Source organism: Serratia sp. YWN4, from assembly GCF_055790845.1.
This window is the reverse complement of the sequence record NZ_CM147696.1, coordinates 3,030,886-3,056,672: the sequence shown is the minus strand read 5'-3', so window position 1 is coordinate 3,056,672 and position 25,787 is coordinate 3,030,886. Positions and strand designations below refer to the sequence as shown.

Sequence of the window (25,787 nt, the reverse complement as noted above, 5' to 3'; positions counted from 1 at the left end):
AAACAGGCTTGAACGCATTTTTTTAAAAATTGGCAAGGTATTATATGAAAAACTATCAGTTGGCATTAATTTCGCTGGTGCTGTTCGCTCATCCTTTTTCTGCTATGGCAAAAATAGACGATCAAATCGAGGCGCAGGAATTACAGGCACTTCCATGGCAGGTTAATACCAATACTTTCCTAGAGATTGAAGACTTTAGAGGCCACCGAGTTAATGGTGAGCGCGTTTTTGATAAGGTCAGCCCAGCCATTCAGTTAGGTCTTAATAAACCTGACTCAGATTGGGGTTACTTTATGGAGTATAAGGTCTCTATGAGAAATTATACCACCGGCTATGAATCCAGAGATACCTCCTACAATCGTAACCGTTTGCAGTTGCAGGCTAACCGTAAACTGTATAAGGGTGATGAAGGTAACCTGAATATCAGCTTTGTCTACAGAAAAGAGTCGAATGATGTCCGGTCTGGGCAACCGGCTAAAAACTCATACCATTCATACTGGTTGATCCCAAGCGGCGCCTATAAATTTAACGATCAGTTGTCCTTTGTGTTCTGGGATGCCGGGTACTATTACGACAACACCTTCTCTGGCCCTTATGTTAACCAGTGGGAGTGGGAGAGTGAGCATGGTTTGCAATATCGGTTTAACGACACTTTCACCGCCAAGCTGATGTACTATACCGACTGGACCTGGAATAGCAGCGGCACTAAAACCTGGGAGCAGAATCAGATCCGTGGCTATTTCCCTACCAAGATTAACGAAGAGTGGAACCTGCAACCTTATTTCCGCTTCTTCCTGAGCGAAAAGAACTATAACCCGTTAACGGGGGAAACAACTAATAGTGCAGATTTAGGTGGGTTAAGACTTGGTTTGATTGTTAACTATAACCTGACGGCCAAGGTAACCTTGTGGACTAATATGGCGTGGGAAACTACCCACTGGGATAAATCCAAAAACAGCCAGGTTGTGACCATTACTCATGGGGATAACAACCAGCAGGACTTCCGTCTGTACTCCGCTGGCGTCAAATATTCCTGGTAATGCTATTGCCAGAGGTTGAGGCAGCATGAGGCCGCCTCAGCCTTATATTATCGACTTGTAAAGGACTCTGTATATGCACAATAATTCTCTTTCCATCGCAGCAAAAATGATCGCACTGGTTCTTGCTACCGGGATGTTGTTTGGTTGTGACTCTGGCGTAACGACAACTAATAACGGCAATAACACAACCGATACGGGTAGTGCCGATAATAACAGCACTGACAATGGTAATGCCGAAAATATCGACAACGGTAATGACGATAATGGAAATACCGAAAATACCGACAACGGCAATACCGACAATGGCAATACCGACAATGGCAATACCGAAAATATTGATAACGGTAATACTGATAAGCCGGTGCAAACTTTTTCTCCTTTGTATAAATACGTCAAAAACAGTGACGAGACGTATGGTTACGACATTAGTCTTCCCGTTGACCTTTATAAGGGAGCCAACCAGTTTATCAGTATCCCCGATAATTATATTGCACCAAAGCAGGCTTTCAGAAGTGCCTGGGTAGCAACTATCGGCAATCTCAATATGCCGATGGTCAACAGTGAGCAAGCCTTTAAGAAGACCTATCTGGGCATACTGGACCGTTTCACTGCGCTTAACATGAATGCGATGATTTTCCAGATACGTCCGATGCTGGACGCCTATTACTCTTCCGAGATTAACCCTTGGTCGCAGTATCTGAGCGGTAAGCAGGGTAAAGATCCGGGCTATGATCCCCTGGCATGGATGGTTGAAGAGGCCCATCAGCGTGGTATGGAGTATCATGCCTGGTTTAACCCGTACCGGGTAACCAACACCAAGATCAGCAGTCTGTTAAAAAATAATGAGCAGGGTTTATCTGATAAAGACATTTTATCCTTGAGTACGGAACAGCAGATTGGTTATCTGGTCAGTGCCGGGATCTTGTCTTCAGAGAATTTTGCGGCGAAAAACCCACAATGGGTACTGAGTTTTGACGAGAAGCTATTTTTAAATCCGGCCGTCCCTGAAGTGGTTCAGCATGTGGTCGACACGGTGGAAGAAGTGGTGCGCCGCTACGACGTTGATGCCATTCATTTCGATGATTACTTTTATCCCTATCGCATCACGGTTAACGGTGCCACTGTGCAGTTTGGTGCTAAGGGCGATGATAGGGCAGCGTTTGAAGCCTATGGCCTGGTCAATAACCAGTACCCTGATACGCCGCAAGGGATTGAAGATTGGCGGCGCGACAATGTTACCCATCTTATCAGCCGCGTGCAAAACGTCATCACCCAGCATAACCAGCAGCAGGGCACGGCGGTGCAGTTCGGGATCAGTCCGTTTGGCATCTGGGAACATAAAGGGCGCAACGAACTGGGCTCTAATACGCCGCTCGGTTCTTCACAGTCATACAGTGGCAGCATTTTTGCCGATACCCGTAAGTGGGTTAAAGAGGAACTGGTTGACTATGTTGTGCCACAGATTTACTGGAGTTTTGACCAAGCGGCAGCCCCTTATGGCGAGTTGACCAATTGGTGGAATAACCAGATGGAAGGTTCACATACGCAGCTTTATATCGGCCATGCCAACTATAAGCACGTTTCCAATGCCGTCGTCGATCCTGCCTGGATGAACCCCGAGGAGATCCCTAACCAGATGCGCTACAACCAGGAGCTTAGCCACGTTTCCGGTAGCGTTTTCTTCAGTTACAACGATCTGTTGATTTCTAATGTTGCGGCACAAACTGTGGATAAGCAGGGGGCCTACGGCGCGAAGAACGCCTCTATTGATCTGCTTTCGTCAACCTATCTCAGCACGCCGACACTGCCACCGAGCAAACCTTGGCTGGATCAGAAAGTGACCACGTTGCCGCAGCAGGCCCACTTTGTATCTGGCAGTAAAAACGCCTTTAACTGGTCGGACAGCTCGGATAACGATGCTCGCTACTATGTGATCTATCGCGGTACCGGCAAGCCCGGCGCCATCTTTGCCGATCCCAAAAATATCGTTGCCAAAGTATGGCGGGGGAAGGGCAATAACTTCAGCTACCAGGACAACAACGGCTTGGATAAAAGTTATACCTACCTGATCAGTGCGATTGACGCCGCACAGAATGAAACTGCTCCAGTCACCGTGACGGCGGATTGACAAGGTTACTCAGCAGTGAACATTTCGAAGCACAATAAAAAATCCACGCAACTGCGTGGATTTTGCGTTAACAGGTGGGGCAAGCCATTCTGCGCTGATAGCGAAGCTTAAGCCCCTGTTGCTATAATTATACAATATAATATTATATAAAATAATAAAGTGTTATTGTGAGCGTTATCAGGATGATTCAGGGGGCAATGAATAACGTGCTTATCGATCAGCAAAAAATGCGTGATGCAGCCAGTGCGGCAGTCGCGGTGCTGCGTGCCCTGGCAAATGACGACCGGCTGCTGCTGCTGTGTCACCTCAGTCAGGGAGAGGCCTCCGTGGGGCAAATGGAAAGTGCGCTGGGGATTGGTCAGCCGACATTGTCACAACAGTTAGGGGTGATGCGGCGGCGGCAACTCGTGGCCACGCGCCGTGAGGGAAAGCAGATTTTCTACCGTATTGATGATCCGAATGTGTTGATATTACTCAATACCCTATATCAACTTTACTGTCCGAAAGATGACGCAGAAGGGGTTAACCATGACCATTAACATGCTGCAATTCACCCCGTTTCTCAGTTTTTTTGGCGGTGCACTGATCGGCTGTGCAGCCTGGATATTGCTCCTGTTCTGCGGGCGTATTGCAGGGATCAGCGGCATAATCGGCGGAGTGCTATCATCTGGCACCCCAGACCGTGGCTGGCGTTTGGCTTTTGTGATCGGCCTTATTGTCTCCCCCATTTTGTATGGCCTCGTCCATCCCCTTCCTGCCAGCGAGATTACTGCCTCTTGGCCTATGTTGATCATTGCCGGGCTGCTGGTCGGGATTGGCACCCGTTATGGTTCGGGGTGTACCAGTGGTCACGGAGTCTGCGGTTTATCTCGCTTATCCTTCCGCTCGCTGGTGGCCACGCTGACGTTTATGGGGGCCGCTTTTTTCACTGTCTGGTTGATGGGGTCGCTGGCTTAATCTGGCCTGTTAGGTTGTAAACCGTTCTTGGAGGCAGGTATGAATCTGTTTTTTTCGCTGTTAGCGGGCTTGATATTTGGCCTCGGATTATTGGTTAGCGGCATGGCAAACCCTGCCAAGGTGTTGGGCTTTTTGGATATCAGCCGTGTTTGGGATCCTTCACTGGCTTTTGTGATGGGTGGTGCTATCAGCGTGGGTTTCTTCGCCTTCCGCTCGGTGAAACGACGTACCCAATCGGTGTGCGGTGGTGCCATAAACCTGCCGAGCAGTAAACAGATTGATAAACGTCTGATTGGGGGCGCAATTCTGTTTGGTGTCGGTTGGGGGCTGGCCGGTATTTGCCCTGGCCCAGCGCTGGTACTACTGGGTGCGGGGGCAACCCAAGGCATCGTCTTTGTTGCGGCGATGGTGGCTGGCATGCTGCTTTTTGAACAACTTGAGAGCGCCCGAGCGAAACGTCAGGCAAAGTAATGCGCTGTAATGCGTTATCAGTGACACACTAGGAAAGCACCATGGTCATCTCGCTACTTTTGGGTCTGTGCGTGGGAGCCGTGCTCGGTATTACGGGCGCTGGAGGTGGGATTTTTGCCGTTCCCACGCTGGTGATCGGCATGGGATGGGCACCGCAGCAGGCGGCTCCTGTCGCGCTGATGGCCGTTGCCAGCAGTGCTGCTCTGGGGGCTATCGAGGCTTGGCGCAAAGGTCTGGTGCGTTATCGGGCTGCCATTGTGATGACACTGGCGGGTATTCCGATGACGAGCGTTGGGTTATTCGTCGCCCAGCATTCTTCCCCTGCATTATTGACACTGCTGTTTGCGGTGATGATGCTGGCAGTTGCGTGGCGAATGCTACGGGCTCCCGAGGTGGCTGCTAACCACATTTACCCCGTTATGTTGGATGAACACTCCGGGCGATTTGTCTGGGTTTTAAACACGTGGCTGCTGTTTCTTGCTTTTGGGACGGTGACGGGTTTCATGACCGGGTTATTGGCCGTGGGCGGTGGGTTTATTCTCGTTCCTCTGCTACGGCAGTTTTCTCCTTTAGCCATTCACAGTTGCATCGCCACTTCATTAATGGTTGTCGCGCTGGTGAGTACCGGCGGGATTATCACGGCAGTGATGCATGGTGCCACCTTGCCCCTGCCTTTTACCCCGTTGTTTGTGGTTAGCATGGTGACCGGTATGTTTATTGGCCGGAGATTAAGCCACCATTTACCTGAACATATTGTGCAGAAAGGGTTTGCCGGGTTATTGATCGTGATTGCTTTAGGAATAGCATTCAATGCCATTATGACGAAGTAAATTAAAACGGTTTAAGAAAGAGAAGTAATTACATTTGGGCATTAAAAATCTATCTCAATGGGTTCTCGCTAATCTGAATAGGACAATGACCGATCGTGATGTAAACACACTGCTTTAGTTCCATACACTCGTTGAGATCGCGGTTTGATTGAACCCTTTCCAGTATTGGCCTTCGCCTAAAATGAAGATGGAAACTGATTGTTTCCACCTGCGCACTCATTTTGACTGTGTTTTCATGAGATGAAACGCTATGAAAGCAAAAATCCACGCAGATACGTGGATTTTAAAGGGCTTTGTTACCCGATGGACTCTTCGTGAAACAACTTAAACCATTTAGACGTTAAACAGGAAGTTCATCACGTCACCGTCTTTAACGATGTAATCCTTACCTTCTGAACGCATTTTGCCGGCCTCTTTGGCACCTTGCTCACCTTTATAGGCAATAAAGTCGTCAAAAGCGATGGTCTGCGCGCGGATAAAGCCTTTCTCAAAATCGGTGTGGATTTTGCCTGCGGCCTGCGGTGCGGTCGCGCCAACGGGAATGGTCCAGGCACGCACTTCTTTTACGCCAGCGGTGAAATAGGTTTGCAGATTCAGCAACTCGTAGCCTGCGCGGATCACCCGGTTCAGACCAGGCTCTTCTAAGCCCAGTTCTGCCATGAATTCGGCACGGTCTTCATCATCCAATTCGGCGATATCAGACTCTACAGCGGCACAAACCGCCACCACGACTGAACCTTCTGCGGCCGCAATTTCACGCACTTTATCCAGGTACGGGTTATTCTCGAAACCGTCTTCGTTGACGTTAGCGATGTACATGGTGGGTTTCAGCGTCAGGAAACTCAGGTAACGGATAGCGGCTTTATCTTCAGCCGTCAGATCCAAAGCGCGCAGCATGCCAGCGTTTTCCAGCTGTGGCAGGCATTTTTCCAATGCGGCCAGTTCGGCTTTGGCATCTTTATCGCCGCCTTTGGCCTTCTTCTGCACACGATGGATTGCGCGTTCGCAGGTATCAAGGTCAGAGAGTGCCAGTTCAGTATTGATCACCTCAATATCGTCGGCAGGGTCAACCCGGTTATTCACATGGATAATGTTGTCGTTTTCGAAACAGCGCACTACATGGCCGATCGCTTCGGTTTCGCGGATGTTGGTCAGGAACTGGTTACCCAAACCTTCACCTTTGGATGCTCCTTTGACCAAACCTGCGATGTCAACGAACTCCATGGTGGTTGGCAGAATGCGTTGAGGTTTGACGATCTCGGCCAACTGATCCAGACGCGAATCAGGCATCGGTACCACACCGGTGTTAGGCTCAATGGTACAGAACGGGAAGTTGGCTGCTTCAATACCCGCTTTGGTCAACGCATTGAACAGTGTGGATTTGCCAACGTTAGGCAGGCCGACGATACCGCATTTGAATCCCATGTTTATATCACCTTAAATATCTTAACTATCAGTAGGTTAAGTTTAACCTGCTGCATAAATGGTAAAGTTATTTCACTATTATACACGTAATGCGCGGTTATCTCGATCTGACAGTTGCCCCGTGCGTCGCCCAAGGTCGTTAAAACCGGGATTGTGCTGTGTGTAAAATGAGCAATTAAAGATCCCGCAACAGGATATAGCTTATCCAATAGCATTATTTCATTTTAAATGAATGTTTTAAGGTGAAATATGGTTTCATTATTCTTAGGTTGCGCTGTGCTAATTCCGATCTGATATTATCGGCTAAGGATATTCCGTAATGAAACGTCAAAAAGTAATCATTTGATGCTGTTATCGGAGCATTAATTAATATCTAAGTTAATAAGACTCTCAATGTAATGGTCTGACATTGATTCTAATGCCAGTGTAAAAGAAGGTGATATCTTTTGATGTGGTTATAAATTGATCAATTATTGAGATCCTTCGTCAGTTGAGTCATCTGGGTAGAGTAGGAGTTGGCTATCTGTAAGGCTTACAGCGTCCTGAACGAAATCAGTAAGAGTGATTTTTAATCACAATTGGGAATTATCCTGTAGTGATATCAACTAATATTAAATTTAAACATGAATAGCCTATACTTTAATCAGTGATAAGTAATTACGCAGTTTTAAATTAAGACATTTCTTGTCTTATTGAGAAGTTTCTTGATTGCATTTGATTAGGGAGGTTAATGATTGTAAATTTATGCGTTAGTGTTGTTGATATAATTTTTTTCAGATAATATTCGCATCTTATTTTTGATATATTTATATCCAAGGGAGAAAATTATTCCATGAACGGAATCTATGCGTTTCTAGCACCGATACTCTTATTGCTGTCAGTCATATCATTTGTTATCCATTTTCGTAACGAACGGAAAAAAACTTTGATTGAACGGCCTTTTCATGCTGCTAAAGAAAGTGGGAAAGAGAGTTCCATCGCTGGTGTTACGGTACAAAGCGGTGGACAGGCTGTTCAGTCGTACTGTGCACAGAGTAAGTTGTGCCGTTTTTGCCCGATGAGAAAGTGAGCCAAACGAGTGAAAATGCCCCCGCTTGGCCGAATTATCAAGGAATTGCCTTAAAGGCATGCAATCGGTTCATTGCTTTTGTCATGCCTTCCTGCAACAAAATCTCCGTACAACGCAGTGACTCATCGATAGCATCATCAATCAGCGTTTGCTCTGTTGCAGACGGTTTGCCGAGCACGAATCCTACGACTTTGTTTCTGTCGCCAGGATGGCCGATACCAATGCGTAAACGGTAAAAGTTAGGGGTGTTGCCCAGTTTGCTCTGGATATCCTTCAGGCCGTTATGACCGCCATTGCTGCCGCCCAGCTTGAGCTTAGCCACACCCGGTGGCAGATCCAGCTCATCGTGGGCGACCAGAATATCTTCCGGTTGGATACGATAAAAAGTTGCGATAGCAGCGACGGCCTTGCCGCTGAGATTCATAAAGGTGGTAGGGACCAGCAGCCGAACATCGTTGCCCGCCAAATTCAAGCGGGCGGTATAGCCGAAGAATTTACTCTCTTCCTTCAACGGTTGGTTGTGGCGTTGGGCTAATAAATCGACATACCACGCGCCGGCATTGTGTCGCGTCTGGGCATACTCTGCGCCCGGATTCGCCAGGCCAACAATCAATTTGATACTGCTCACGAGAGATTCACTATGATCGAGATAATGGAAAGGGCAATAGTTTACCTGTCGGCACGCAGAATGACAAAAGCCCTGGCCGTGCAGCATTCTATTTATAACGGGCATTGGCTGAAGAATGAATAATACATTAGAGAAATCATTCAATTTGTTAGCTAATTTTTAGCATAACGTAAAGGAGTGTCAGTGTTTATTTGTCATTTGTGACCATTAGCGCAATACCCTTTCTCTAAGCATGCCTATACTTAACTTATCGAAGTGGGTTAACAGTTTGTGCGTTATCCCGAATTGGTACATGACGCGATGGAGGTGGCATATGAAACGTAAAAACGCTGGCTTAATGGGCAACGTTTTAATGGGGCTGGGAATGGTGGTGATGGTCGTTGGTGTCGGATACTCCATTCTGGCTGAAGTATCACAACTCAATCTGCCGCAGTTCTTTGCTCACGGTGCCGTTATGAGTATTTTTATCGGTGCTCTACTGTGGCTGGCCGGGGCGCGTATTGGCGGCCGTGAACAGGTTGCCGATCGTTACTGGTGGGTCAAACATTTTGATAAACGCTGCAAGGATAATAACCAACATCGTTCATCACATTGACCAACCTTACCCAATGAAGCAGGCTTGAGGTTATGTTGTATAACAAGTAAAAAACCCGTTGTTGCGGATAGCTTCAACGGGTTTTCTGTTTTCTGCCGTTCTTAATCGACTGATACGGCGCAGCGGTTGGCTGCGCCGGGCAGGAGATTAATGCTCAAACATGGCAGAAATTGACTCTTCGTTACTGATACGGCGGATGGCTTCAGCCAACATGCCGGACAGGGTCAGAGTACGAACGTTTTTCAGCGCTTTGATTTCTGCCGACAACGGAATGGTGTCGCAGACGATCACTTCATCAATCACCGAGTGCTTGATGTTTTCCACGGCGTTACCGGAGAAGATCGGGTGCGTCGCGTAGGCAAATACGCGCTTGGCACCGCGTTCTTTCAACGCTTCAGCCGCTTTACACAAAGTACCACCGGTATCAATCATATCGTCTACCAGCACACAGTCACGGCCTGCAACGTCACCGATGATATGCATCACTTGAGAAACGTTGGCGCGTGGGCGGCGTTTATCAATGATAGCCATATCGGTATCGTTCAGCAGTTTGGCAATAGCGCGGGCGCGCACGACACCACCGATATCTGGGGAAACCACAATCGGGTTCACCAGATTCTGTTGCAGCATGTCTTCCAGCAGGATCGGGCTACCGAATACGTTATCTACCGGGACATCGAAGAAGCCTTGGATCTGCTCAGCATGCAGATCCACTGTCAGTACGCGGTCAACCCCTACACTGGAGAGGAAATCAGCGACAACTTTGGCCGTGATTGGCACGCGGGCGGAGCGCACACGGCGATCCTGGCGGGCATAACCGAAGTAAGGGATAACAGCAGTAATACGACCTGCGGAGGCGCGACGCAGGGCATCGACCATAACAACCAGTTCCATCAGGTTGTCGTTGGTGGGTGCACAGGTGGACTGGATGATGAAAATATCACCGCCGCGTACGTTTTCGTTGATTTGCACGCTCACTTCGCCATCGCTAAAACGACCTACAGCGGCGTCACCAAGGCTGGTGTACAAACGGTTGGCAATACGTTGTGCTAGTTCCGGGGTGGCGTTACCAGCAAAAAGCTTCATATCAGGCACGAGAAGAACCTCAGGCTTGCGTCCAGAGAAGATATTGTCATACGGTCTTCACCAAGGGGCAGTTGGCGACACCGACGCAATAACCATACGGGTATGTAAAACTAAATTGAACCGCAGGCAGCGCCGAGATGGCAGGGTCAAATATAAACGACCTTGCGCAGCGAAACGTTGAGCTACGACTCAGACTGCCCTAAACGGATGCGATGTAGTGGCGAGACGTTAACGCCGCGCGCTACAAATCCACGCAACCAGGCCGGGGCTTGATTTAACACCTGAAGGGCGGCGGGCTCGGAGTCGAATTCTGCAAACACACAAGCACCTGTGCCGGTCAGGCGTGACGGCGCGTATTGTAACAGCCATGAAAGAAGCTGTTCAACCTCGCGAAAACGTTTTCTTGCAATCGGTTCGCAATCATTTGCGTAAGGAGCCTGTAATAAGGCACTTAGCGGGCGATTTGGCGTATTTCTTTTTAATTCCGGGTCAGCAAAAATAGCCGGTGTGGGGATGCTGATGCCAGGATGAGCCACCAAATACCACTTTTCTGCCGGTTCGGCCGGTTGCAACTGTTCGCCGATGCCTTCGGCAAACGCCGCATGCCCGCGTACAAACACCGGCACGTCGGCCCCGAGAGTCAGCCCCAACTCTGCCAGTTGCTCGTCATGCAAGCCGCATTGCCACAGTTCGTTCAGTGCGATCAGCACCGTGGCGGCGTTGGACGATCCGCCTCCTAGCCCACCGCCCATCGGCAGACGCTTTTCAATGCGGATATCCGCGCCACGCGGCGGCGTGTTGATCGCGTGAGCAGCGCAGTAGTTCTGCAACAAACGGGCGGCACGCACGATCAGATTCTGTTCGCTCGGCACCCCGGCAACCGGCGTCAGCAAATGGATACGGTCATCCTGGCGCGGTTCGATGGTCAAGGTGTCGCCATAATCCAAAAACTGGAACAGCGTTTGCAACTGATGGTAGCCGTCAGCACGACGGCCAGTGATATAGAGAAACAGATTAAGCTTTGCCGGAGAGGGCCATTGGCGAATCATTTCAGCGTCCAATTATCCATTTTCAGCTTGATGCGCTGGTCGCCTTGTTGCAGTTCGAGGCGGCTTGGCAACGGCGGTTGCTGGTCGGTGTTGTAATCCTGATACGTTACCACCCAAGTGAGAGCACCCTGCTGATAGGTCAGCTTGCTCAGGCGGTATTGATCGTCGAGGGTGAAATCGGTGGCTTCCCCCGGCAAGCCCAGCATCCATTGGCGCAGGTTGTTCAAGGGAATGGCCATCCCGGTCAGTTTGCGGATCATCTCTTCCGCATCATTACTGACATAGCGCTTGCCCTGGCTATCGCTCAGTTGGACCACTTCCTTCTGCACGTTAAGTTCCAGCTCAGTGCTGCCCAGCGGATTGGTCAGCAATAAACGGTAGCGTTCGGGAGAATATTGTTGCCAGAAGAAACGGGCGTAGACTTTCTTCTGATCGGACAGATAGGCGAAAGCGCCACGGGTCTGATACTGGCTGAGTTGCTGCACGGCCTGCTCGTGGGCGCGCCACTGTGGTGAAGTGGGACTGGTTGCCGGGCCGCTGGGTTTGGTGAGGGTACAGGCGGTCAGCAGCAGGCTGGCCAATGGGAGCAGGCGAAGCAAATTAACTTTGCGGATAGGCATAACTTTTTGTTGTCCTTTTGTCCTTACGGGCACGTACGACGAAACCTTTTATTTGCTACTCACGTTTACGGGGAACCCCCGGCGTCGACAATGTTACTCAACATCTGGCAGCAAGGAAATAACTATACCAGCGATTGGGGGGAAGATGCGGTTGTTACTTTTATTGATGTCGTGCATCAAGTAGAATGCCAAACAACGAAAACCCGTACCAACAGAAGTATTACTCGAAGCAATGACCCTGCTTGCGTTAGGTATTAATCACAAAACCGCACCGGTTTCTCTGCGAGAACGGGTAACCTTCTCCCCAGAGTCAATCGAACAAGCGCTTAATAGCCTGCTCCAACAGCCGTTGGTTCGGGGCGGTGTTGTATTGTCTACCTGTAACCGTACCGAGCTGTATCTCAGCGTGGAGCAGCAGGAACATCTGCACGAACAGTTGGTTAATTGGTTATGTGAATATCACCATCTGCGCCCTGATGAAGTCACTAAAAGCCTGTATTGGCACCAGGGTAACGAGGCCGTCAGCCATTTGATGCGCGTCGCCAGCGGGTTGGATTCACTGGTATTGGGTGAACCGCAAATTCTGGGGCAGGTCAAAAAAGCCTTTGCCGAGTCACAACGTGGCCAGTCGCTGTCTGGCGAGCTGGAACGCCTGTTCCAAAAAACCTTCTCCGTTGCCAAACGCGTTCGTACCGAAACTGAAATCGGTGCCAGTGCTGTCTCGGTAGCCTTTGCCGCCTGTACCTTGGCGCGTCAGATTTTCGAATCTTTAGCTGAACTGAATGTGTTGCTGGTGGGGGCGGGTGAAACCATCGAACTGGTGGCGCGCCATCTGCGTGAGCACAACGTAAAGCACATGATTATCGCCAACCGTACCCGCGAGCGCGCTCAATTGTTGGCGAAGCAGGTGGGGGCGGAAGTGATTACCCTGCCAGAGATCGATGAACGCTTGGCGGATGCCGACATCATTATCAGCTCTACCGCCAGCCCGCTGCCGATTATCGGCAAAGGGATGGTGGAACGTGCGCTGAAAGCGCGCCGCAACCAACCGATGCTGCTGGTGGACATCGCGGTGCCGCGTGATATCGAACCGGAAGTTGGCAAGCTGGCGAACGCCTATCTGTACAGCGTGGACGATCTGCACGCCATCATTCAGAACAACCTGGCGCAGCGCCAGGCGGCAGCGGTGCAGGCTGAGTCGATCGTTCAGCAGGAAAGCATCAATTTTATGGCCTGGCTGCGCTCGCAGGGCGCGACAGAAACCATTCGCGACTACCGTTCGCAGGCCGAACAGGTCCGGGTAGAAATGGAATCGAAAGCGCTGGCTGCCATTGCGCAGGGTGCTGATGTTGAGCAGGTGATTCAGGAACTGGCTCGCAAACTGACCAATCGTCTTATTCATGCTCCTACCAAATCCCTCCAACAGGCCGCCAGCGATGGCGACATGGAGCGGTTGCAAATTTTACGCGACAGCCTCGGGCTGGATTAGCTTAGTTCTCTCTTATTAACAGGGTTTAAAACCACGCATGAAGCCTTCTATTGTTGCCAAACTGGAAGCGTTACAAGAGCGCCATGAAGAAGTACAGGCGCTGCTCGGCGATGCCGGGGTTATTGCCGATCAGGATCGGTTTCGCGGCCTGTCGCGCGAATATGCACAGTTGACCGATGTCAGCCGCTGTTTCTTGGAATGGCGTCAGGTGCAGGACGATCTCGAAGCGGCAGAAATGATGCTGGACGATCCTGAAATGCGCGAAATGGCGCAGGAAGAGTTGAAGCAGGCCAAAGCGGCGACGGAAGAGCTGGAGCAGCAGTTACAGGTGTTGCTGCTGCCGAAAGATCCTGACGATGAGCGCGGTTGTTTCCTCGAAGTGCGCGCCGGTACCGGTGGCGATGAAGCGGCCATTTTCGCGGGCGATCTGTTCCGCATGTACAGCCGTTACGCTGAAATGCGCCGTTGGCGGGTGGAGATCATGAGTGCCAACGAAGGTGAACACGGTGGCTACAAAGAGGTGATCGCCAAAGTTTCCGGTGACGGGGTTTACGGCCAGTTGAAGTTTGAATCGGGTGGGCATCGCGTGCAACGCGTGCCGGAAACCGAGTCGCAGGGCCGTATTCATACCTCTGCCTGCACCGTGGCGGTGATGCCAGAAATACCGGAAGCTGAATTGCCAGAGATTAGCCCGAGCGATCTGCGTATTGATACTTTCCGGTCATCCGGTGCCGGTGGCCAGCACGTTAACACCACCGATTCGGCGATCCGCATTACCCACTTGCCGACCGGTATTGTGGTGGAATGTCAGGACGAGCGTTCTCAGCACAAGAACAAAGCCAAAGCGATGTCGGTGCTCGGTGCGCGTATTCGTGCTGCCGAAATGGCGAAGCGCCAGCAGGCAGAAGCCTCGACGCGCCGCAACCTGCTGGGCACTGGCGATCGTTCCGATCGCAACCGCACCTATAACTTCCCGCAGGGGCGCGTGACCGATCACCGCATCAACCTGACGCTTTATCGCCTGGATGAAGTGATGGAAGGCAAATTGGATATGCTGATTCAGCCGATCGTGCAGGAATATCAAGCCGATCAGTTGGCTGCGTTATCGGCAGATCCTGAGTAATGGATTATCAAACCTGGCTGAAAACCGCGGCTGCCCGCCTGGTTGCGAGCGAAAGCGCCAGGCGTGATGCAGAAATCCTGTTGGGTTTTGTTACCGGCCGTGCCCGTACGTTCCTGATGGCGTTTGGCGAAACTTTGTTGACGTCACCGCAAACCGAACAATTAGCCACGCTGCTGGCCCGCCGCGAACGGGGTGAACCGGTGGCGTATCTGGTGGGTGAGCGTGAGTTCTGGTCGCTGCCGCTCTCGGTTTCGCCTGCCACGCTGATCCCGCGGCCAGACACCGAATGCTTGGTGGAACTGGCGTTGCAGCGTTTGCCCGCTGAGCCGTGTGCGATCCTCGATCTCGGTACCGGCACCGGTGCGATTGCTCTGGCGCTGGCCAGCGAGCGCCCGAACTGCCAGGTAACCGGTATCGATCTGCAACCCGATGCCGTTGCGCTGGCGCAGCATAATGCGCAGAAACTGGCGCTCGAGAATGCACACTTCAGGCAGGGCAGTTGGTTTGCGCCGGTTGCCGGGCAGCAGTTTGCGCTGATCGCCAGTAACCCGCCTTATATCGATGCTGCCGATCCTCATCTGGCGCAGGGCGATGTGCGTTTTGAGCCAAGCAGCGCGCTGGTTGCCGCCCAGCACGGGCTGGCCGATCTGGCGACGATCGTGCAGCATGCGCCGGGCTATTTGCAGCCGCAGGGCTGGTTATTGCTGGAGCATGGTTGGCAGCAAGGGGAAAGCGTGCGCGCGTTGCTGAAGGAAGCAGGATTTAGGGCTATTGAAACCTGCCGCGATTATGGCGGCAACGATCGTGTGACTCTCGGCCAAAAATCACAATAAAAATAAGGAAGCACCATGGCTGCTTATATGGCGTTAAAACACCTGCATTTGTTGACGGTAACCCTCAGTATTATCTTGTTTGTACTGCGATTCTTCTGGAAATGGCGCGACTCGGCTATGATGCACAAGCGTTGGGTGAAGATCACGCCCCATATCAACGACACGCTGTTGTTCCTCACCGGGATTGCGTTGGTGGTAATGTTAAAACTTTACCCCCTGTTGAGCATGGACTCATGGCTGACCGAGAAGCTGTTTGGCGTTATCATCTATATCCTGCTTGGCTACGTTGCATTGGGCAAGAAAACCAAGAATTGGGCTACGCGCACGCTGGCGTTTGTTCTGGCACTGGGCTGTCTGTACCTGATCATTAAACTTGCCACGACGAAAATACCGTTTCTGATGGGATACCTATGAGTAGCATTGCTGATTTCGAATTTAACACCTCACCGTTGAGTGACGGCGTGATCCTGGTGTCACAGGCCATCCGGCGCGATTTTCCTGCTGCTGACGTGGCGCGCAGGTTGCAGCAACTGGCCGATGAAGCGCGAGCGGCTATTCCGGACGATCTCAACCAGGAGCAGCAACTGGATGCGCTCATTGAGCTGTTTTTCAACACCTGGGGTTTTGGCGGCGCCAGCGGCGTTTATCGTCTGTCCGATGCCATCTGGCTGGATAAAGTTTTGGACGCCCGGCAGGGTACACCGGTTTCATTAGGGACGATCTTCCTGTACATCGCACAATACATTGATATCCCGCTGATGCCGGTGATTTTCCCCACGCAGTTAATCCTGCGCGCCGACTGGCTGGATGAGGAAATGTGGTTAATCAACCCGCTGAACGGTGAAACGCTGAACGAACACCAGCTGGAAGTGTGGCTCAAGGGTAACTTGGGCCTGGGGGCTGAGCTGGAAGATGACGATCTGGATGAGTCAGAACATATCCAGGTGGTGCGCAAGATGCTGGATACGCTGAAAGCGGCCCTGATGGAAGAGAAGCAGATGGAGCTAGCGCTGCGTGCCAGCGAAGCCGTATTGAGCTTTGATCCAGACGACCCTTATGAAATCCGCGATCGCGGGCTGATCTACGCGCAGTTGGAGTGCAACCATATCGCGATCTCCGATCTTAATTATTTTGTTGAGCAGTGCCCTGAAGATCCGGTCAGCGAAGTGATTAAAATCCAGATCCACGCGATTGAGCTGAAGCAGGTTACGCTGCACTAATTAATTCCGATTTATCATTTATAAAGGCGCAAGCATGAAACAGAAAGTGGTTAGCATTGGTGACATCAAGGTAGCGAACGACCTGCCGTTTGTGCTGTTTGGCGGTATGAACGTGCTTGAATCGCGCGATTTGGCGATGCGCATCTGCGAACACTACGTCACCGTGACGCAAAAACTGGGCATTCCTTACGTTTTCAAAGCGTCATTTGATAAAGCCAACCGTTCTTCCATCCACTCCTATCGTGGCCCTGGCTTGGAAGAAGGGATGAAAATCTTCCAGGAAATCAAAAGCACCTTCGGCGTGAAAGTGATCACCGATGTGCACGAAGTTGCACAGGCGCAGCCGGTTGCCGAAGTGGTTGATGTGATTCAGTTACCTGCCTTCCTGGCGCGCCAGACCGATTTGGTTGAAGCCATGGCCAAAACCGGCGCGGTGATTAACGTCAAAAAACCGCAGTTCGTCAGCCCTGGCCAGATGGGCAATATCGTCGATAAGTTTAAAGAAGGCGGTAACGATCAGGTGATCCTGTGCGATCGCGGCAGCAACTTCGGTTACGACAACCTGGTGGTCGACATGTTGGGCATCAACGTGATGAAGAACGTGACCGGGGGTCATCCGGTGATCTTCGACGTGACCCATGCGTTGCAAACCCGCGATCCATTCGGTGCCGCTTCCGGCGGCCGCCGTGCGCAGGTGACCGAACTGGCGCGTGCCGGTATGGCAGTAGGTTTGGCGGGGCTGTTTATCGAAGCGCATCCAGAGCCGAACAGCGCCAAGTGTGATGGCCCGTCTGCGTTGCCGCTGGATAAGCTGGAACCCTTCCTGATGCAGATGAAAGCCATTGACGAGTTGGTGAAGAACTTCCCAGAACTGGATACCAGCAACTAAGTTGATAGTTGTAAACCCAGTTAAAGAGGCCCGGCAAATATGCCGGGCTTTTCTATTTAGTGAGTACCGAGCGCCGCCAGCGCTTCCGGCAGCGTGGGGTAGAAATGCAATTTCCCTTCGATGGGTTGCATGCGGGCGCGTGCTAATGTTTTCAGCGGCTGGAACGGAATATCGGTGATCGCCAACTGTTTACCGGCGGGCAGGGTATCGATATAGCGTTGCAAAGCGTGCAGCCCACCGGCATCCAGCACCGGCACCGCATCCCATTGCAGCACGATGGTGTGATAATGCTCGCTGCGCAACAGTAATTCGCTGAAGATACGTTCGGCGGCGGCGAAGAACAGCGGGCCGTTGACGCGCATCACCAGAATGCCATTTTCTGCACTCAGCTCACTCAAACGCGTCATGCGCGCAATGCGCCGCATAAACAACAGCGAAGCCAGCACGATACCGACGGTAATGGCGATCACCATATCGAACAGCACCGTCAGTGACATACACAGCAGCAGCACCAGAATGTCGTCTTTCGGTGCCCGGCGCAGCAGGTAAACCACCTTGTGCGCTTCACTCATATTCCATGCCACCAGCAACAACAACGCAGCCATCGCGGCCAGCGGCAGATAAGACAGCCAAGGGGCGAGCACCAATAATGCCAGCAGCACCAGCAGCGAGTGAATAATGGCAGAGATAGGCGATGTCGCCCCAGCACGCACGTTGGCGGCTGAGCGGGCAATGGCAGCGGTAGCGGTAATACCGCCAAAGAACGGCGCAATAATGTTGCCTGCTCCTTGACCAATCAGTTCGGCATTGGAATTGTGTTTTTTACCGGTCATGCCATCCAGCACCACGGCGCATAACAGCGATTCGATGGCACCGAGCATTGCCATAGAGAACGCAGCGGGTAACAGCGCGGAAAGCAGATGCCAACTCAGCTCTACTTGTTTACCGCCGCTGGCGGGGAGATCCCAGGGTAATACCAATTGCGGGAGGATCGGCGGGATCCCTTGGCCTTGGCTGCCGTCAGCCAGTTGGAAGCTGAAACGGGAACCAATGGTGGCGACCTGATGATCGAACAGAGCCAAGATTGCCATCAGCGCGGTCCCTGCCAGCAGCGCGGGCAGGTGGCCGGGTACCCGCAACCCCAACTTTGGCCAGAGGATCAAGATCAACAGAGTGACAACGCCAATCAACGTATCGCCGAAATCCAAACTGGGCAGCGCGTGCAGCAGCGCATAGACCTTACCGATGTAATTTTCCGGCATTTCCGCCACAGCCAAGCCAAAAAAGTCTTTCACCTGCATGGTGGCAATGGTGATAGCGATCCCAGAGGTAAAACCGAGCGTGACCGACAGCGGGATATACTCAATCAGCCGGCCAAGGCGCGCCAACCCCATCAGCAGCAGGAACAGGCCAGACATCATGGTGGCAATCAACAGGCCAGAAAGCCCGAACTGCTGCGAAACGGGGTATAAAATGACGACAAAAGCGGCGGTAGGGCCGGAGACGCTATAGCGTGAACCACCGCCGACGGCAATCACGATCCCGGCAATTGCCGAGGTATAAAGCCCGTACTGCGGCGGAACACCACTGGCAATCGCCAGCGCCATCGCCAGCGGAATGGCGATAATACCGACGGTCACCCCGGCAATGGCATCTTTCAGTAGACGTTGAAGTGAGTAGGGTTCTCGCCAGCAGGCATCAATCAGCGCACTAAAGGGACGAATGCCGTTAATTTCGTGAGTTTTCATCTAAGTTGCAAACCAAATCTAGAAAAGAGAAAGGAATGGCGGGCCAGATGAGGTCCGTCTCGAATAACTGAGAGATATCATACTCCTTTCTGTGGAGGGATACTTAGACCTGTATCAATGCGCCATAATTGCGGCAATGGGCAACCCGCTCAGACCGGGGGTTACCGGCCTGAGTCGATAGGATAAGTGAAGGTTTTAGCGCTTAGTGCATCGCTGGCAGGGATAAGCCGAGAAACTGCGCCAGAGTGTCTACCAGCAGATTATGATCTTCATGCTGCGGTGAGCCGGAGAGGGCGATCGTACCGATGCAGCCAACACCGGCCAGCCGGATCGGGAATGCGCCGCCGTGGGCCGCATAGTCACGAACGCTGAGGCCATACCGTTCTTCCAGCGTGACCTGGCGCTGTTGCAGGCGCAGGCCAACGGCATAGGAGCTTTTATGGAAATGGTTAACCACATTGCGTTTGCGCCGCACCCAGTCGGCATTATCCGGCGTGGTGCCTTGCATGGCGTAATAAAACAGCGTTTGCCCGGCAAGTTGGATCTCAATAGCGATAGCCAGATGGTGCTGTTCGGCTGCCGCTTTCAGTGCCATCCCTAATTCCCACGCGGCAGCGTGATCGAAATGATGAAAGGTCAATGCCGTTTCCTGCATGGCTAACGCGTGTAAATCGTCTTCAATACTCATGACATTTCCCCTTAGCGAGATTAATAACAGCCTAGCCTAATGTTACAGCCCAAAGACGCGCTTGTTCAGGGCGAGCTTGCCGCCAGAGCGGCCGGGTTATGCCAGATGGCGTCACGGATATGAACCGGTTTGGTAATCAGCCCCAAGGCGTAGAAACGATCCGCAATTCGCTGTTGCTCGCGCACAAGGGTGCTATCCATTAGCTGGGTCTGGTGGCTACGACGGGCCAGGGTCGTTTCCAGTGTATCGCTGTTGAGACCCAGTTCGTTGGCAAGGACTCGGGCTGCGGTAGGGCGTTGTTGATCGATAAACTTGCCGGTCTGTTGCAGGATGGCCTGTAGTATCTGCATAACATCCTCATTGTAAGCAGCAAATTCTTTATGGGCCAGATAGAACAGATGGTTATTTACCCGTTGATGCCCGTCGGCCACTACCCGCAGCATGCCGCTTTGCTCGGCGTCGCTGAGTAGTGGATCCCACATCATCCAGGCATCGACGGCCAGATAGTCACTGGGCGTGAGAGGGTATTTAGGCGGCGAGTAAACGATCCGTACATCAGCCAGACCGAGCCCCGCCTCGTCGAGCAACTGGATCAGCAACCAATGCACATTCGCCCCTTTGTTTACCGCAATACGCCTGCCACGCAGGTCTGCCAGGGTACGGATCCCGCTTTCACGCGGGACCATCAGAGCTAAGCTGCCGGGGGCGGAAGGCTCACAGGCCATATAGATCAGCGGGTTGCCGCTGGCCTGGGCCAGTATTGAGGGCATTTCTCCGGCGCTGCCGAAATCAATGTCATTATTTTGCAACGCGTGTAGCAACTGTGGGCCTGCCGGAAACTCGCTCCATAAAACCTGTACGCCGAGGGGAGTGAGCTGTTGCTCAAGGCTCTGACGCGCTTTCAGCAGGCCCAGATTACCGAATTTCTGATAGCCGATGCGTAATTCCCGCTCCTGGCGTGGGGCGGGAACCACTGCGCTAGCCGGTTTGCGTCGGCCACGGATCGTGCCCAGATTGGCTAATTGAGTACGCAACGTATTACGGCTGATACCCAGCAGGGTGGCGGCCTGGGTCTGGTTTCCGTCACTGAGCGTCAGGGCATTGCTGATCAGGCTCTCGGTCAACCGCTGGTAGATTTTAGTTTGGCCCGTTGTCAGTAACCGTAAAATAAACTGCTCAATTTCATCTTCATTCTGCACGGTGTCTTGGTGAGCGGGGCGCAGGTTGAAACGCAGTTGATCTGATGTGATCACCTCTTCATGGCTGAGGAGTACGGCATTGTGCAAGATATTCTCCAGTTCCCGCACATTGCCTGGCCAACGGTAATCCAGCAGGGTGGCTATTGTTTCCGCTGCCAGTTTTTGAGCCGGGCGCCCCAAGCGACGAGCGTAAAGAGACAAAAAGTGACTGGCAAGTACCGGAATATCCTGCGGCCGCTGGCGTAATGGGGGCAGTTCGATGGCGGCAATATTTAGCCGGTACCAGAGATCTTCCCGAAAGCGCCGAGCCTGAATCGCCTGCACCAGATCAACATGGGTGGCGGCAATAACCCGCACATTCACTTTGACCGGTTTACGGGAACCAACCCGAGTGATTTCCCTCTCCTGAAGTACCCTGAGGAGTTTCACCTGTAACGGAAGACTCAGTTCACCAATCTCATCCAGTAGCAGCGTTCCTCCCTCCGCCGCTTCAAACCAGCCCGTTTGCGCCTGGGTGGCACCGGTAAACGATCCTTTTTCATGGCCGAACAGTTCCGCTTCGGCGAGGCTCTCCGTTAAGGCTCCACAGTTGACCGCCAGAAATGGCTTATGACTGCGGGAACTGTGGTGGTGCAGATAGCGTGCTACCACTTCTTTCCCGGTGCCGGTTTCCCCCACGATCAGCACGGTGGCGTCAGTTGGGGCAAGTTTATCCAGTAACTTCTGGAAGGCTTTTGACGCCGGATCAATAAGTACCGGGGAGCTGCTGTGTGCTGGCTGTACGTTTTGCATAATATTCTCCTGTCTCCCTGGTTGATGTTCATCACCACGTACAACCCCGCGGGCTATTGCTGCAAATACAACAGCTGCTGTCGGTAGCCTGCTGCATTTGCAGCAGCCGTTCTGAATGGTGTTTTTCTAATATTTTGATAAATAACAGTAATTATAAGCCTGCGGAATTGGCACACAATTCGCTAACAATCATATAACCAAAATGGAAAACTAATTATCTAAATATTAGATATGGTTATATGAGGGTTGCATAATGACTGAACGCACTAACGAAAAAATCAACGTACTCTGGTTTTTACCCACCCACGGTGACGGACGTTACCTTGGCACTGCCCACGGTGGGCGGCCTGTCGATCTCGCTTACTTGCAGCAAGTGGCACTGGCTGCGGACAATCTGGGTTATTACGGGGTGTTAATTCCTACCGGGAAAAGTTGCGAAGACTCTTGGCTGGTGGCTTCTGCGCTGGCACCCATTACCCGTCGTCTGCGCTACCTGGTGGCGGTTCGCCCCGGATTACAACCCCCCACGCTGGCGGCACGTATGGCCGCGACTCTGGATCGCTTATCGGAAGGGCGCTTGCTGATCAACGTGGTCACCGGTGGTGATCCGGTAGAAAACAAAGGAGAGGGGATCTTCCTCAGTCATAAAGAACGCTATGAGGTCACCAGAGAATTCCTCGATGTCTACTCCCGGCTATTAAAAGGGGAAAAAGTGGATTACCAGGGCAAACATATTCATGTCGAAGGGGCGGAAGTGTTGTTTCCACCGGTACAGCCGAATGGGCCACCGCTGTGGTTTGGCGGATCTTCTGAAGACGCCATTGATGTGGCTGCCGATCAGGTGGAAACCTATTTGACCTGGGGGGAGCCGCTGGAACAGGTGGCAGAGAAGTTAGCGGTGGTCCGCGAGCGCGCCGCCGCTCGTGGTCGAACGCTACAGTTTGGTATTCGTCTGCACGTGATCGTCAGGGAAACCGAAGAAGAGGCCTGGGCAGCGGCCGAGCGCCTTATTGCCCACCTGGATGATGAAACGATTGCCCAGGCGCAGCAGATCTTCTCCCGCATGGATTCCAGCGGGCAGGCGCGGATGAGTGCATTACACCATGGCTCGCGTGAAAAGCTGCGCATTGCGCCTAATTTGTGGGCGGGCGTGGGTTTGGTGCGTGGTGGCGCTGGCACTGCCCTGGTTGGGGATCCGCAGCAGGTGGCGGAGCGGATCCGCGAATATCAGGCACTGGGAATTAGCAGCTTTATTTTTTCTGGTTATCCCCATCTGGAAGAGGCTCATCGCTTTGCGGAGCTGGTGATGCCGCTTCTGCCGCTCGCCGGGAAGAACCCGCAGCGAGAAAAAACCGTGAATACCGGCCCGTTCGGAGAAACTATCGGCGGTGACCGCCGCCCATTTAACCAGGTCAGCGCGAGCTGAGGAGAAAGATATGTCTGAACAACGTCCGTTGCAGTTTGCTTACTGGGTCCCTAATGTCTCCGGTGGTCTTGTTGTGAGTCGCATCCCCCAGCGCACCCAGTGGGATGCCCCTTATAACCGGAAGCTGGCACAGATCGCCGAGCAGGCTGGGTTTGATTATGCTTTGACGCAAATCCGCTTTACCGCCGGTTACGGTGCCGATAATCAACATGAATCGGTCAGTTTTTCTCAGGATCTGTTAGCCGCTACCGAACGGTTAAAGGTGATTGCCGCGCTGTTGCCGGGCCCATGGAATCCGGTGCTGGCGGCGAAACAGATTGCTACCATCAGCCATCTTTCCGGCTCCCGCATTGCGGTAAATATCGTCAGCGGTTGGTTTAGGGGCGAGTTTAAGGCGATAGGTGAACCTTGGCTGGATCACGAAGAAAGGTATCTGCGCTCGGCCGAGTTTATTCAGTGCCTCAAAGGGATCTGGCAGGAGCCCTCTTTCAGTTTTGCCGGGGATTTTTACCGCTTCCGCGATTACAGCATGAAGCCAAAACCTCTGGCTCCGCGTCCAGAAATTTTCCAGGGGGGCAGTTCCAGAGCCGCAAGGGATATGGCGGCCCGGTTATCCGACTGGTATTTTACCAACGGAAACAGCGTCGAAGAGATACGCAGGCAGGTGGACGATATTCACCAGAAAGCCAAGGAGCATCAACATCAGGTGAAAATTGGGATGAACGCCTTTGTTATTGCGCGCCCCACGGTGCAAGAGGCTCAGGCGGAACTCCAGGCTATTCTCGATCACGCGGATATTGATGCTGTTAAAGGTTTCCACCATGAAGTCCAGAATGCCGGGAGCGCTTCTCCAGAAAAAGAAGGTAACTGGGCGAAGTCGACATTTGACGACCTGGTGCAGTATAACGATGGGTTTAAACCAGGGTTGATCGGTACGCCGCAGCAGATTGCCCAGCGTATTATTGAGTACAAAAAAGCCGGGGTGGATCTACTCTTACTTGGGTTCTTGCATTTCCAAGAGGAAGTGGAGTTCTTTGGCCGTGAAATCATCCCCTTGGTGCGGGAACTTGAACAACAATCAACGACGGAGTTGACTCATGAATGATGCGCATGTGGTGGTAATCGGTGGCGGTTTCAGCGGTACCGCCCTGGCCATCCATCTGGCGCGTATGGCCACCGGGCCGTTGAGGATCACGCTGGTGGAACCCCGGCCGATACCCGGGCAGGGAGTGGCTTACTCCACTAGCGAACCCTCCCACCGAATTAATGTTCCCGCCTCACGGATGCAGTTGAGCGGGGCGGAGCAGGGTGAATTTGAGCGTTGGTATCGGGAACAGGAGGCGTATCAGCAGGATCCGGCCGCCCGCAGTGCGGATGGGGCGCTCTATCCGCGCCGGGAACTGTTTGGCCGCTATGTGGCTTGGCACTTTTCCCAAGCAGCGTTGCAAGGCGGTATCACATTGCGCCACTTGCAGGATCGGGCGGTGGCGCTAGCGCAGGGAGACGTTCTCACCGCAAGCGGAGAGCGTTTGAAGGCGGATGTTGTGGTGCTGGCGGTGAGCCATCCGCCGCCTGCGTTACCTGGATTGTTGCAACCGCTGGCGGATCATCCAGGCATCATCGCTAATCCGTGGCAGGTCTCGCGTTTTGATGACATCGCGCCCGCTGCCAGTGTGGCGATTATCGGCAGCGGCCTGACCATGGCGGATGTGGTGGCCTCACTCGACGATCGGGGCCATGGTGGCCCGGTACTGGCTTTTTCCCGCCGCGGTTTGTTGCCGCGCCCCAATTTATCCGGAAATTACCCGGATTGGTCAGGAGACTACCAACGCCATGATATTACCGGTATCCGTCAGTGGTTACGCCAGATCCGGTGTGATATTCGCCAGGCGGCTCAGCAAGGGATCCCTTGGCAGAAAGTCATGGATGAGGTACGCGGCCATGGTCAGAACATCTGGCAAAATCTGCCTTTAGCCCAACAGCGGCGTTTTCTGCGCCATCTGCGCAGTTGGTGGGATGTACATCGTTACCGGATTGCTCCTCAGGTGGCAGAAATGTTAGAGCATCGTCGGCAGAAAGGGCAATTGGAACTCCGCGCCGCCCGCCTGTTGGCTGCCACAGCCGATGGCAACCGGCTCACTCTGACTTTGGGGCTGCGGGGAGGGGAACGGTTACTGCGCCAGGTGGAACATCTGATCGTGACCACCGGCCCGGCCCACAGCACCTTGACCTCCAGCCAGGCGTTGTTTCAGAACCTGAGTTTGCTCGGAGCTATCCAGCCTGATCCTCTGGGGTTGGGTTTACTGGTGAACGGGCGTTCACAGGCGATCGATCGCACTGGAAGGGCAAATCCGCGCCTGTTGGTGGTAGGGCCAGCCGCCCGGGGATATTTTGGTGAGCTAATGGGGCTGCCGCAGGTTGCCGATCACGCTCTGGCTGTGGCCCGGGAAACGCTGAATACCCTGCGCCATATCTGACTACA

At 52.7% G+C, this 25,787-nt stretch carries 24 protein-coding genes; 16 read left to right on the top strand and 8 right to left on the bottom strand.

Annotated elements, in window-relative coordinates:
* The first annotated feature begins 44 nt into the window (after nucleotides 1–44).
* The 6 genes from ACX9GT_RS14540 to ACX9GT_RS14515 all read left to right on the top strand — a co-directional run bounded on the left by ACX9GT_RS14540 (nucleotide 45) and on the right by ACX9GT_RS14515 (nucleotide 5,426).
* Nucleotides 45–1,040 carry an OmpG family monomeric porin gene (locus ACX9GT_RS14540; protein WP_473187449.1) on the top strand — a complete coding sequence of 332 codons (996 nt, stop codon included), beginning with the start codon at nucleotides 45–47 and terminating at the stop codon, nucleotides 1,038–1,040.
* A gap of 73 nt (nucleotides 1,041–1,113) precedes the next feature.
* Nucleotides 1,114–3,168, top strand: coding sequence for a glycoside hydrolase family 10-like protein (locus tag ACX9GT_RS14535; RefSeq protein ID WP_473187448.1), 2,055 nt, complete (start codon nucleotides 1,114–1,116; stop codon nucleotides 3,166–3,168).
* Nucleotides 3,169–3,365: 197 nt separating this feature from the next.
* The gene (locus tag ACX9GT_RS14530) at nucleotides 3,366–3,707 is read left to right on the top strand and encodes a metalloregulator ArsR/SmtB family transcription factor (RefSeq protein WP_473187447.1); all 342 of its coding nucleotides are present in this window, start codon (nucleotides 3,366–3,368) and stop codon (nucleotides 3,705–3,707) included.
* A complete protein-coding gene (locus ACX9GT_RS14525) occupies nucleotides 3,697–4,125 on the top strand; it encodes a YeeE/YedE family protein (RefSeq protein ID WP_473187446.1) in 429 nt (142 codons plus the stop codon). Before ACX9GT_RS14530 ends, ACX9GT_RS14525 begins: the two co-directional genes overlap by 11 nt.
* 39 nt (nucleotides 4,126–4,164) lie before the next feature.
* The gene (locus ACX9GT_RS14520) at nucleotides 4,165–4,596 is read left to right on the top strand and encodes a DUF6691 family protein (RefSeq protein WP_473187445.1); all 432 of its coding nucleotides are present in this window, start codon (nucleotides 4,165–4,167) and stop codon (nucleotides 4,594–4,596) included.
* A gap of 41 nt (nucleotides 4,597–4,637) precedes the next feature.
* A complete protein-coding gene (locus ACX9GT_RS14515; protein ID WP_473187444.1) occupies nucleotides 4,638–5,426 on the top strand; it encodes a sulfite exporter TauE/SafE family protein in 789 nt (262 codons plus the stop codon).
* Between the two features lie 333 nt (nucleotides 5,427–5,759).
* On the opposite strand, the gene ychF is transcribed toward ACX9GT_RS14515, so the two are convergent.
* Complete coding sequence (ychF, locus tag ACX9GT_RS14510; protein WP_473187443.1) at nucleotides 5,760–6,851, bottom strand: redox-regulated ATPase YchF; 1,092 nt, start codon at nucleotides 6,849–6,851, stop codon at nucleotides 5,760–5,762.
* Nucleotides 6,852–7,957: 1,106 nt separating this feature from the next.
* Nucleotides 7,958–8,548 (bottom strand): aminoacyl-tRNA hydrolase, encoded by a 591-nt coding sequence (gene pth / locus ACX9GT_RS14505; RefSeq protein WP_473187442.1) that lies wholly within the window; start codon nucleotides 8,546–8,548, stop codon nucleotides 7,958–7,960.
* A gap of 313 nt (nucleotides 8,549–8,861) precedes the next feature.
* Between pth and ychH the strand changes: the two genes are divergently transcribed.
* Nucleotides 8,862–9,143 (top strand): stress-induced protein YchH, encoded by a 282-nt coding sequence (gene ychH, locus ACX9GT_RS14500; protein ID WP_473187441.1) that lies wholly within the window; start codon nucleotides 8,862–8,864, stop codon nucleotides 9,141–9,143.
* Between the two features lie 147 nt (nucleotides 9,144–9,290).
* Here the strand turns inward: ychH and prs are convergent, their stop codons facing one another.
* The 3 genes from prs to lolB all read right to left on the bottom strand — a co-directional run bounded on the left by prs (nucleotide 9,291) and on the right by lolB (nucleotide 11,898).
* Nucleotides 9,291–10,238: a ribose-phosphate diphosphokinase gene (gene prs, locus ACX9GT_RS14495; protein ID WP_095996084.1), complete on the bottom strand. Its 948-nt coding sequence runs from the start codon at nucleotides 10,236–10,238 to the stop codon at nucleotides 9,291–9,293.
* A gap of 173 nt (nucleotides 10,239–10,411) precedes the next feature.
* Complete coding sequence (gene ispE / locus ACX9GT_RS14490) at nucleotides 10,412–11,278, bottom strand: 4-(cytidine 5'-diphospho)-2-C-methyl-D-erythritol kinase (protein WP_473187440.1); 867 nt, start codon at nucleotides 11,276–11,278, stop codon at nucleotides 10,412–10,414.
* Nucleotides 11,275–11,898 carry a lipoprotein insertase outer membrane protein LolB gene (lolB, locus tag ACX9GT_RS14485; protein ID WP_473187439.1) on the bottom strand — a complete coding sequence of 208 codons (624 nt, stop codon included), beginning with the start codon at nucleotides 11,896–11,898 and terminating at the stop codon, nucleotides 11,275–11,277. The genes ispE and lolB overlap by 4 nt, the downstream gene beginning before the upstream one ends.
* A gap of 232 nt (nucleotides 11,899–12,130) precedes the next feature.
* On the opposite strand from lolB, the gene hemA reads away from it, so the two are divergent.
* The 6 genes from hemA to kdsA are packed head-to-tail and all read left to right on the top strand — an operon-like array spanning nucleotide 12,131 to nucleotide 17,452.
* The gene (gene hemA / locus ACX9GT_RS14480; protein ID WP_473187438.1) at nucleotides 12,131–13,387 is read left to right on the top strand and encodes a glutamyl-tRNA reductase; all 1,257 of its coding nucleotides are present in this window, start codon (nucleotides 12,131–12,133) and stop codon (nucleotides 13,385–13,387) included.
* 37 nt (nucleotides 13,388–13,424) lie between these two features.
* On the top strand, nucleotides 13,425–14,510 hold the full coding sequence (prfA, locus tag ACX9GT_RS14475) for a peptide chain release factor 1 (protein WP_473187437.1): 1,086 nt from the start codon (nucleotides 13,425–13,427) through the stop codon (nucleotides 14,508–14,510).
* Nucleotides 14,510–15,343 (top strand): peptide chain release factor N(5)-glutamine methyltransferase, encoded by an 834-nt coding sequence (gene prmC, locus ACX9GT_RS14470; protein WP_473187436.1) that lies wholly within the window; start codon nucleotides 14,510–14,512, stop codon nucleotides 15,341–15,343. The genes prfA and prmC overlap by 1 nt, the downstream gene beginning before the upstream one ends.
* A gap of 15 nt (nucleotides 15,344–15,358) precedes the next feature.
* Entirely contained in the window at nucleotides 15,359–15,757 is a 399-nt protein-coding gene (locus ACX9GT_RS14465) for a SirB2 family protein (RefSeq protein ID WP_473187435.1), read from the top strand.
* On the top strand, nucleotides 15,754–16,563 hold the full coding sequence (gene sirB1 / locus ACX9GT_RS14460; protein WP_473187434.1) for an invasion regulator SirB1: 810 nt from the start codon (nucleotides 15,754–15,756) through the stop codon (nucleotides 16,561–16,563). Before ACX9GT_RS14465 ends, sirB1 begins: the two co-directional genes overlap by 4 nt.
* Nucleotides 16,564–16,597: 34 nt before the next feature.
* Nucleotides 16,598–17,452 (top strand): 3-deoxy-8-phosphooctulonate synthase, encoded by an 855-nt coding sequence (gene kdsA, locus ACX9GT_RS14455; protein ID WP_473187433.1) that lies wholly within the window; start codon nucleotides 16,598–16,600, stop codon nucleotides 17,450–17,452.
* A gap of 56 nt (nucleotides 17,453–17,508) precedes the next feature.
* Here the strand turns inward: kdsA and dauA are convergent, their stop codons facing one another.
* The 3 genes from dauA to ACX9GT_RS14440 all read right to left on the bottom strand — a co-directional run bounded on the left by dauA (nucleotide 17,509) and on the right by ACX9GT_RS14440 (nucleotide 21,879).
* On the bottom strand, nucleotides 17,509–19,200 hold the full coding sequence (gene dauA / locus ACX9GT_RS14450; protein ID WP_473187432.1) for a C4-dicarboxylic acid transporter DauA: 1,692 nt from the start codon (nucleotides 19,198–19,200) through the stop codon (nucleotides 17,509–17,511).
* Nucleotides 19,201–19,402: 202 nt separating this feature from the next.
* Complete coding sequence (locus tag ACX9GT_RS14445; RefSeq protein ID WP_473187431.1) at nucleotides 19,403–19,888, bottom strand: heme-degrading domain-containing protein; 486 nt, start codon at nucleotides 19,886–19,888, stop codon at nucleotides 19,403–19,405.
* 65 nt (nucleotides 19,889–19,953) lie between these two features.
* Complete coding sequence (locus ACX9GT_RS14440) at nucleotides 19,954–21,879, bottom strand: sigma 54-interacting transcriptional regulator (protein ID WP_473187430.1); 1,926 nt, start codon at nucleotides 21,877–21,879, stop codon at nucleotides 19,954–19,956.
* 253 nt (nucleotides 21,880–22,132) lie between these two features.
* Here ACX9GT_RS14440 and ssuD point away from each other — a divergent pair, with 253 nt between their 5' ends.
* The 3 genes from ssuD to ACX9GT_RS14425 are packed head-to-tail and all read left to right on the top strand — an operon-like array spanning nucleotide 22,133 to nucleotide 25,782.
* Nucleotides 22,133–23,305 (top strand): FMNH2-dependent alkanesulfonate monooxygenase, encoded by a 1,173-nt coding sequence (gene ssuD, locus ACX9GT_RS14435; protein WP_473187429.1) that lies wholly within the window; start codon nucleotides 22,133–22,135, stop codon nucleotides 23,303–23,305.
* A 10-nt stretch (nucleotides 23,306–23,315) separates the two neighbouring features.
* The gene (sfnG, locus tag ACX9GT_RS14430; protein ID WP_473187428.1) at nucleotides 23,316–24,410 is read left to right on the top strand and encodes a dimethylsulfone monooxygenase SfnG; all 1,095 of its coding nucleotides are present in this window, start codon (nucleotides 23,316–23,318) and stop codon (nucleotides 24,408–24,410) included.
* The gene (locus ACX9GT_RS14425; protein WP_473187427.1) at nucleotides 24,403–25,782 is read left to right on the top strand and encodes an FAD/NAD(P)-binding protein; all 1,380 of its coding nucleotides are present in this window, start codon (nucleotides 24,403–24,405) and stop codon (nucleotides 25,780–25,782) included. Before sfnG ends, ACX9GT_RS14425 begins: the two co-directional genes overlap by 8 nt.
* Nucleotides 25,783–25,787: the final 5 nt, after the last annotated feature.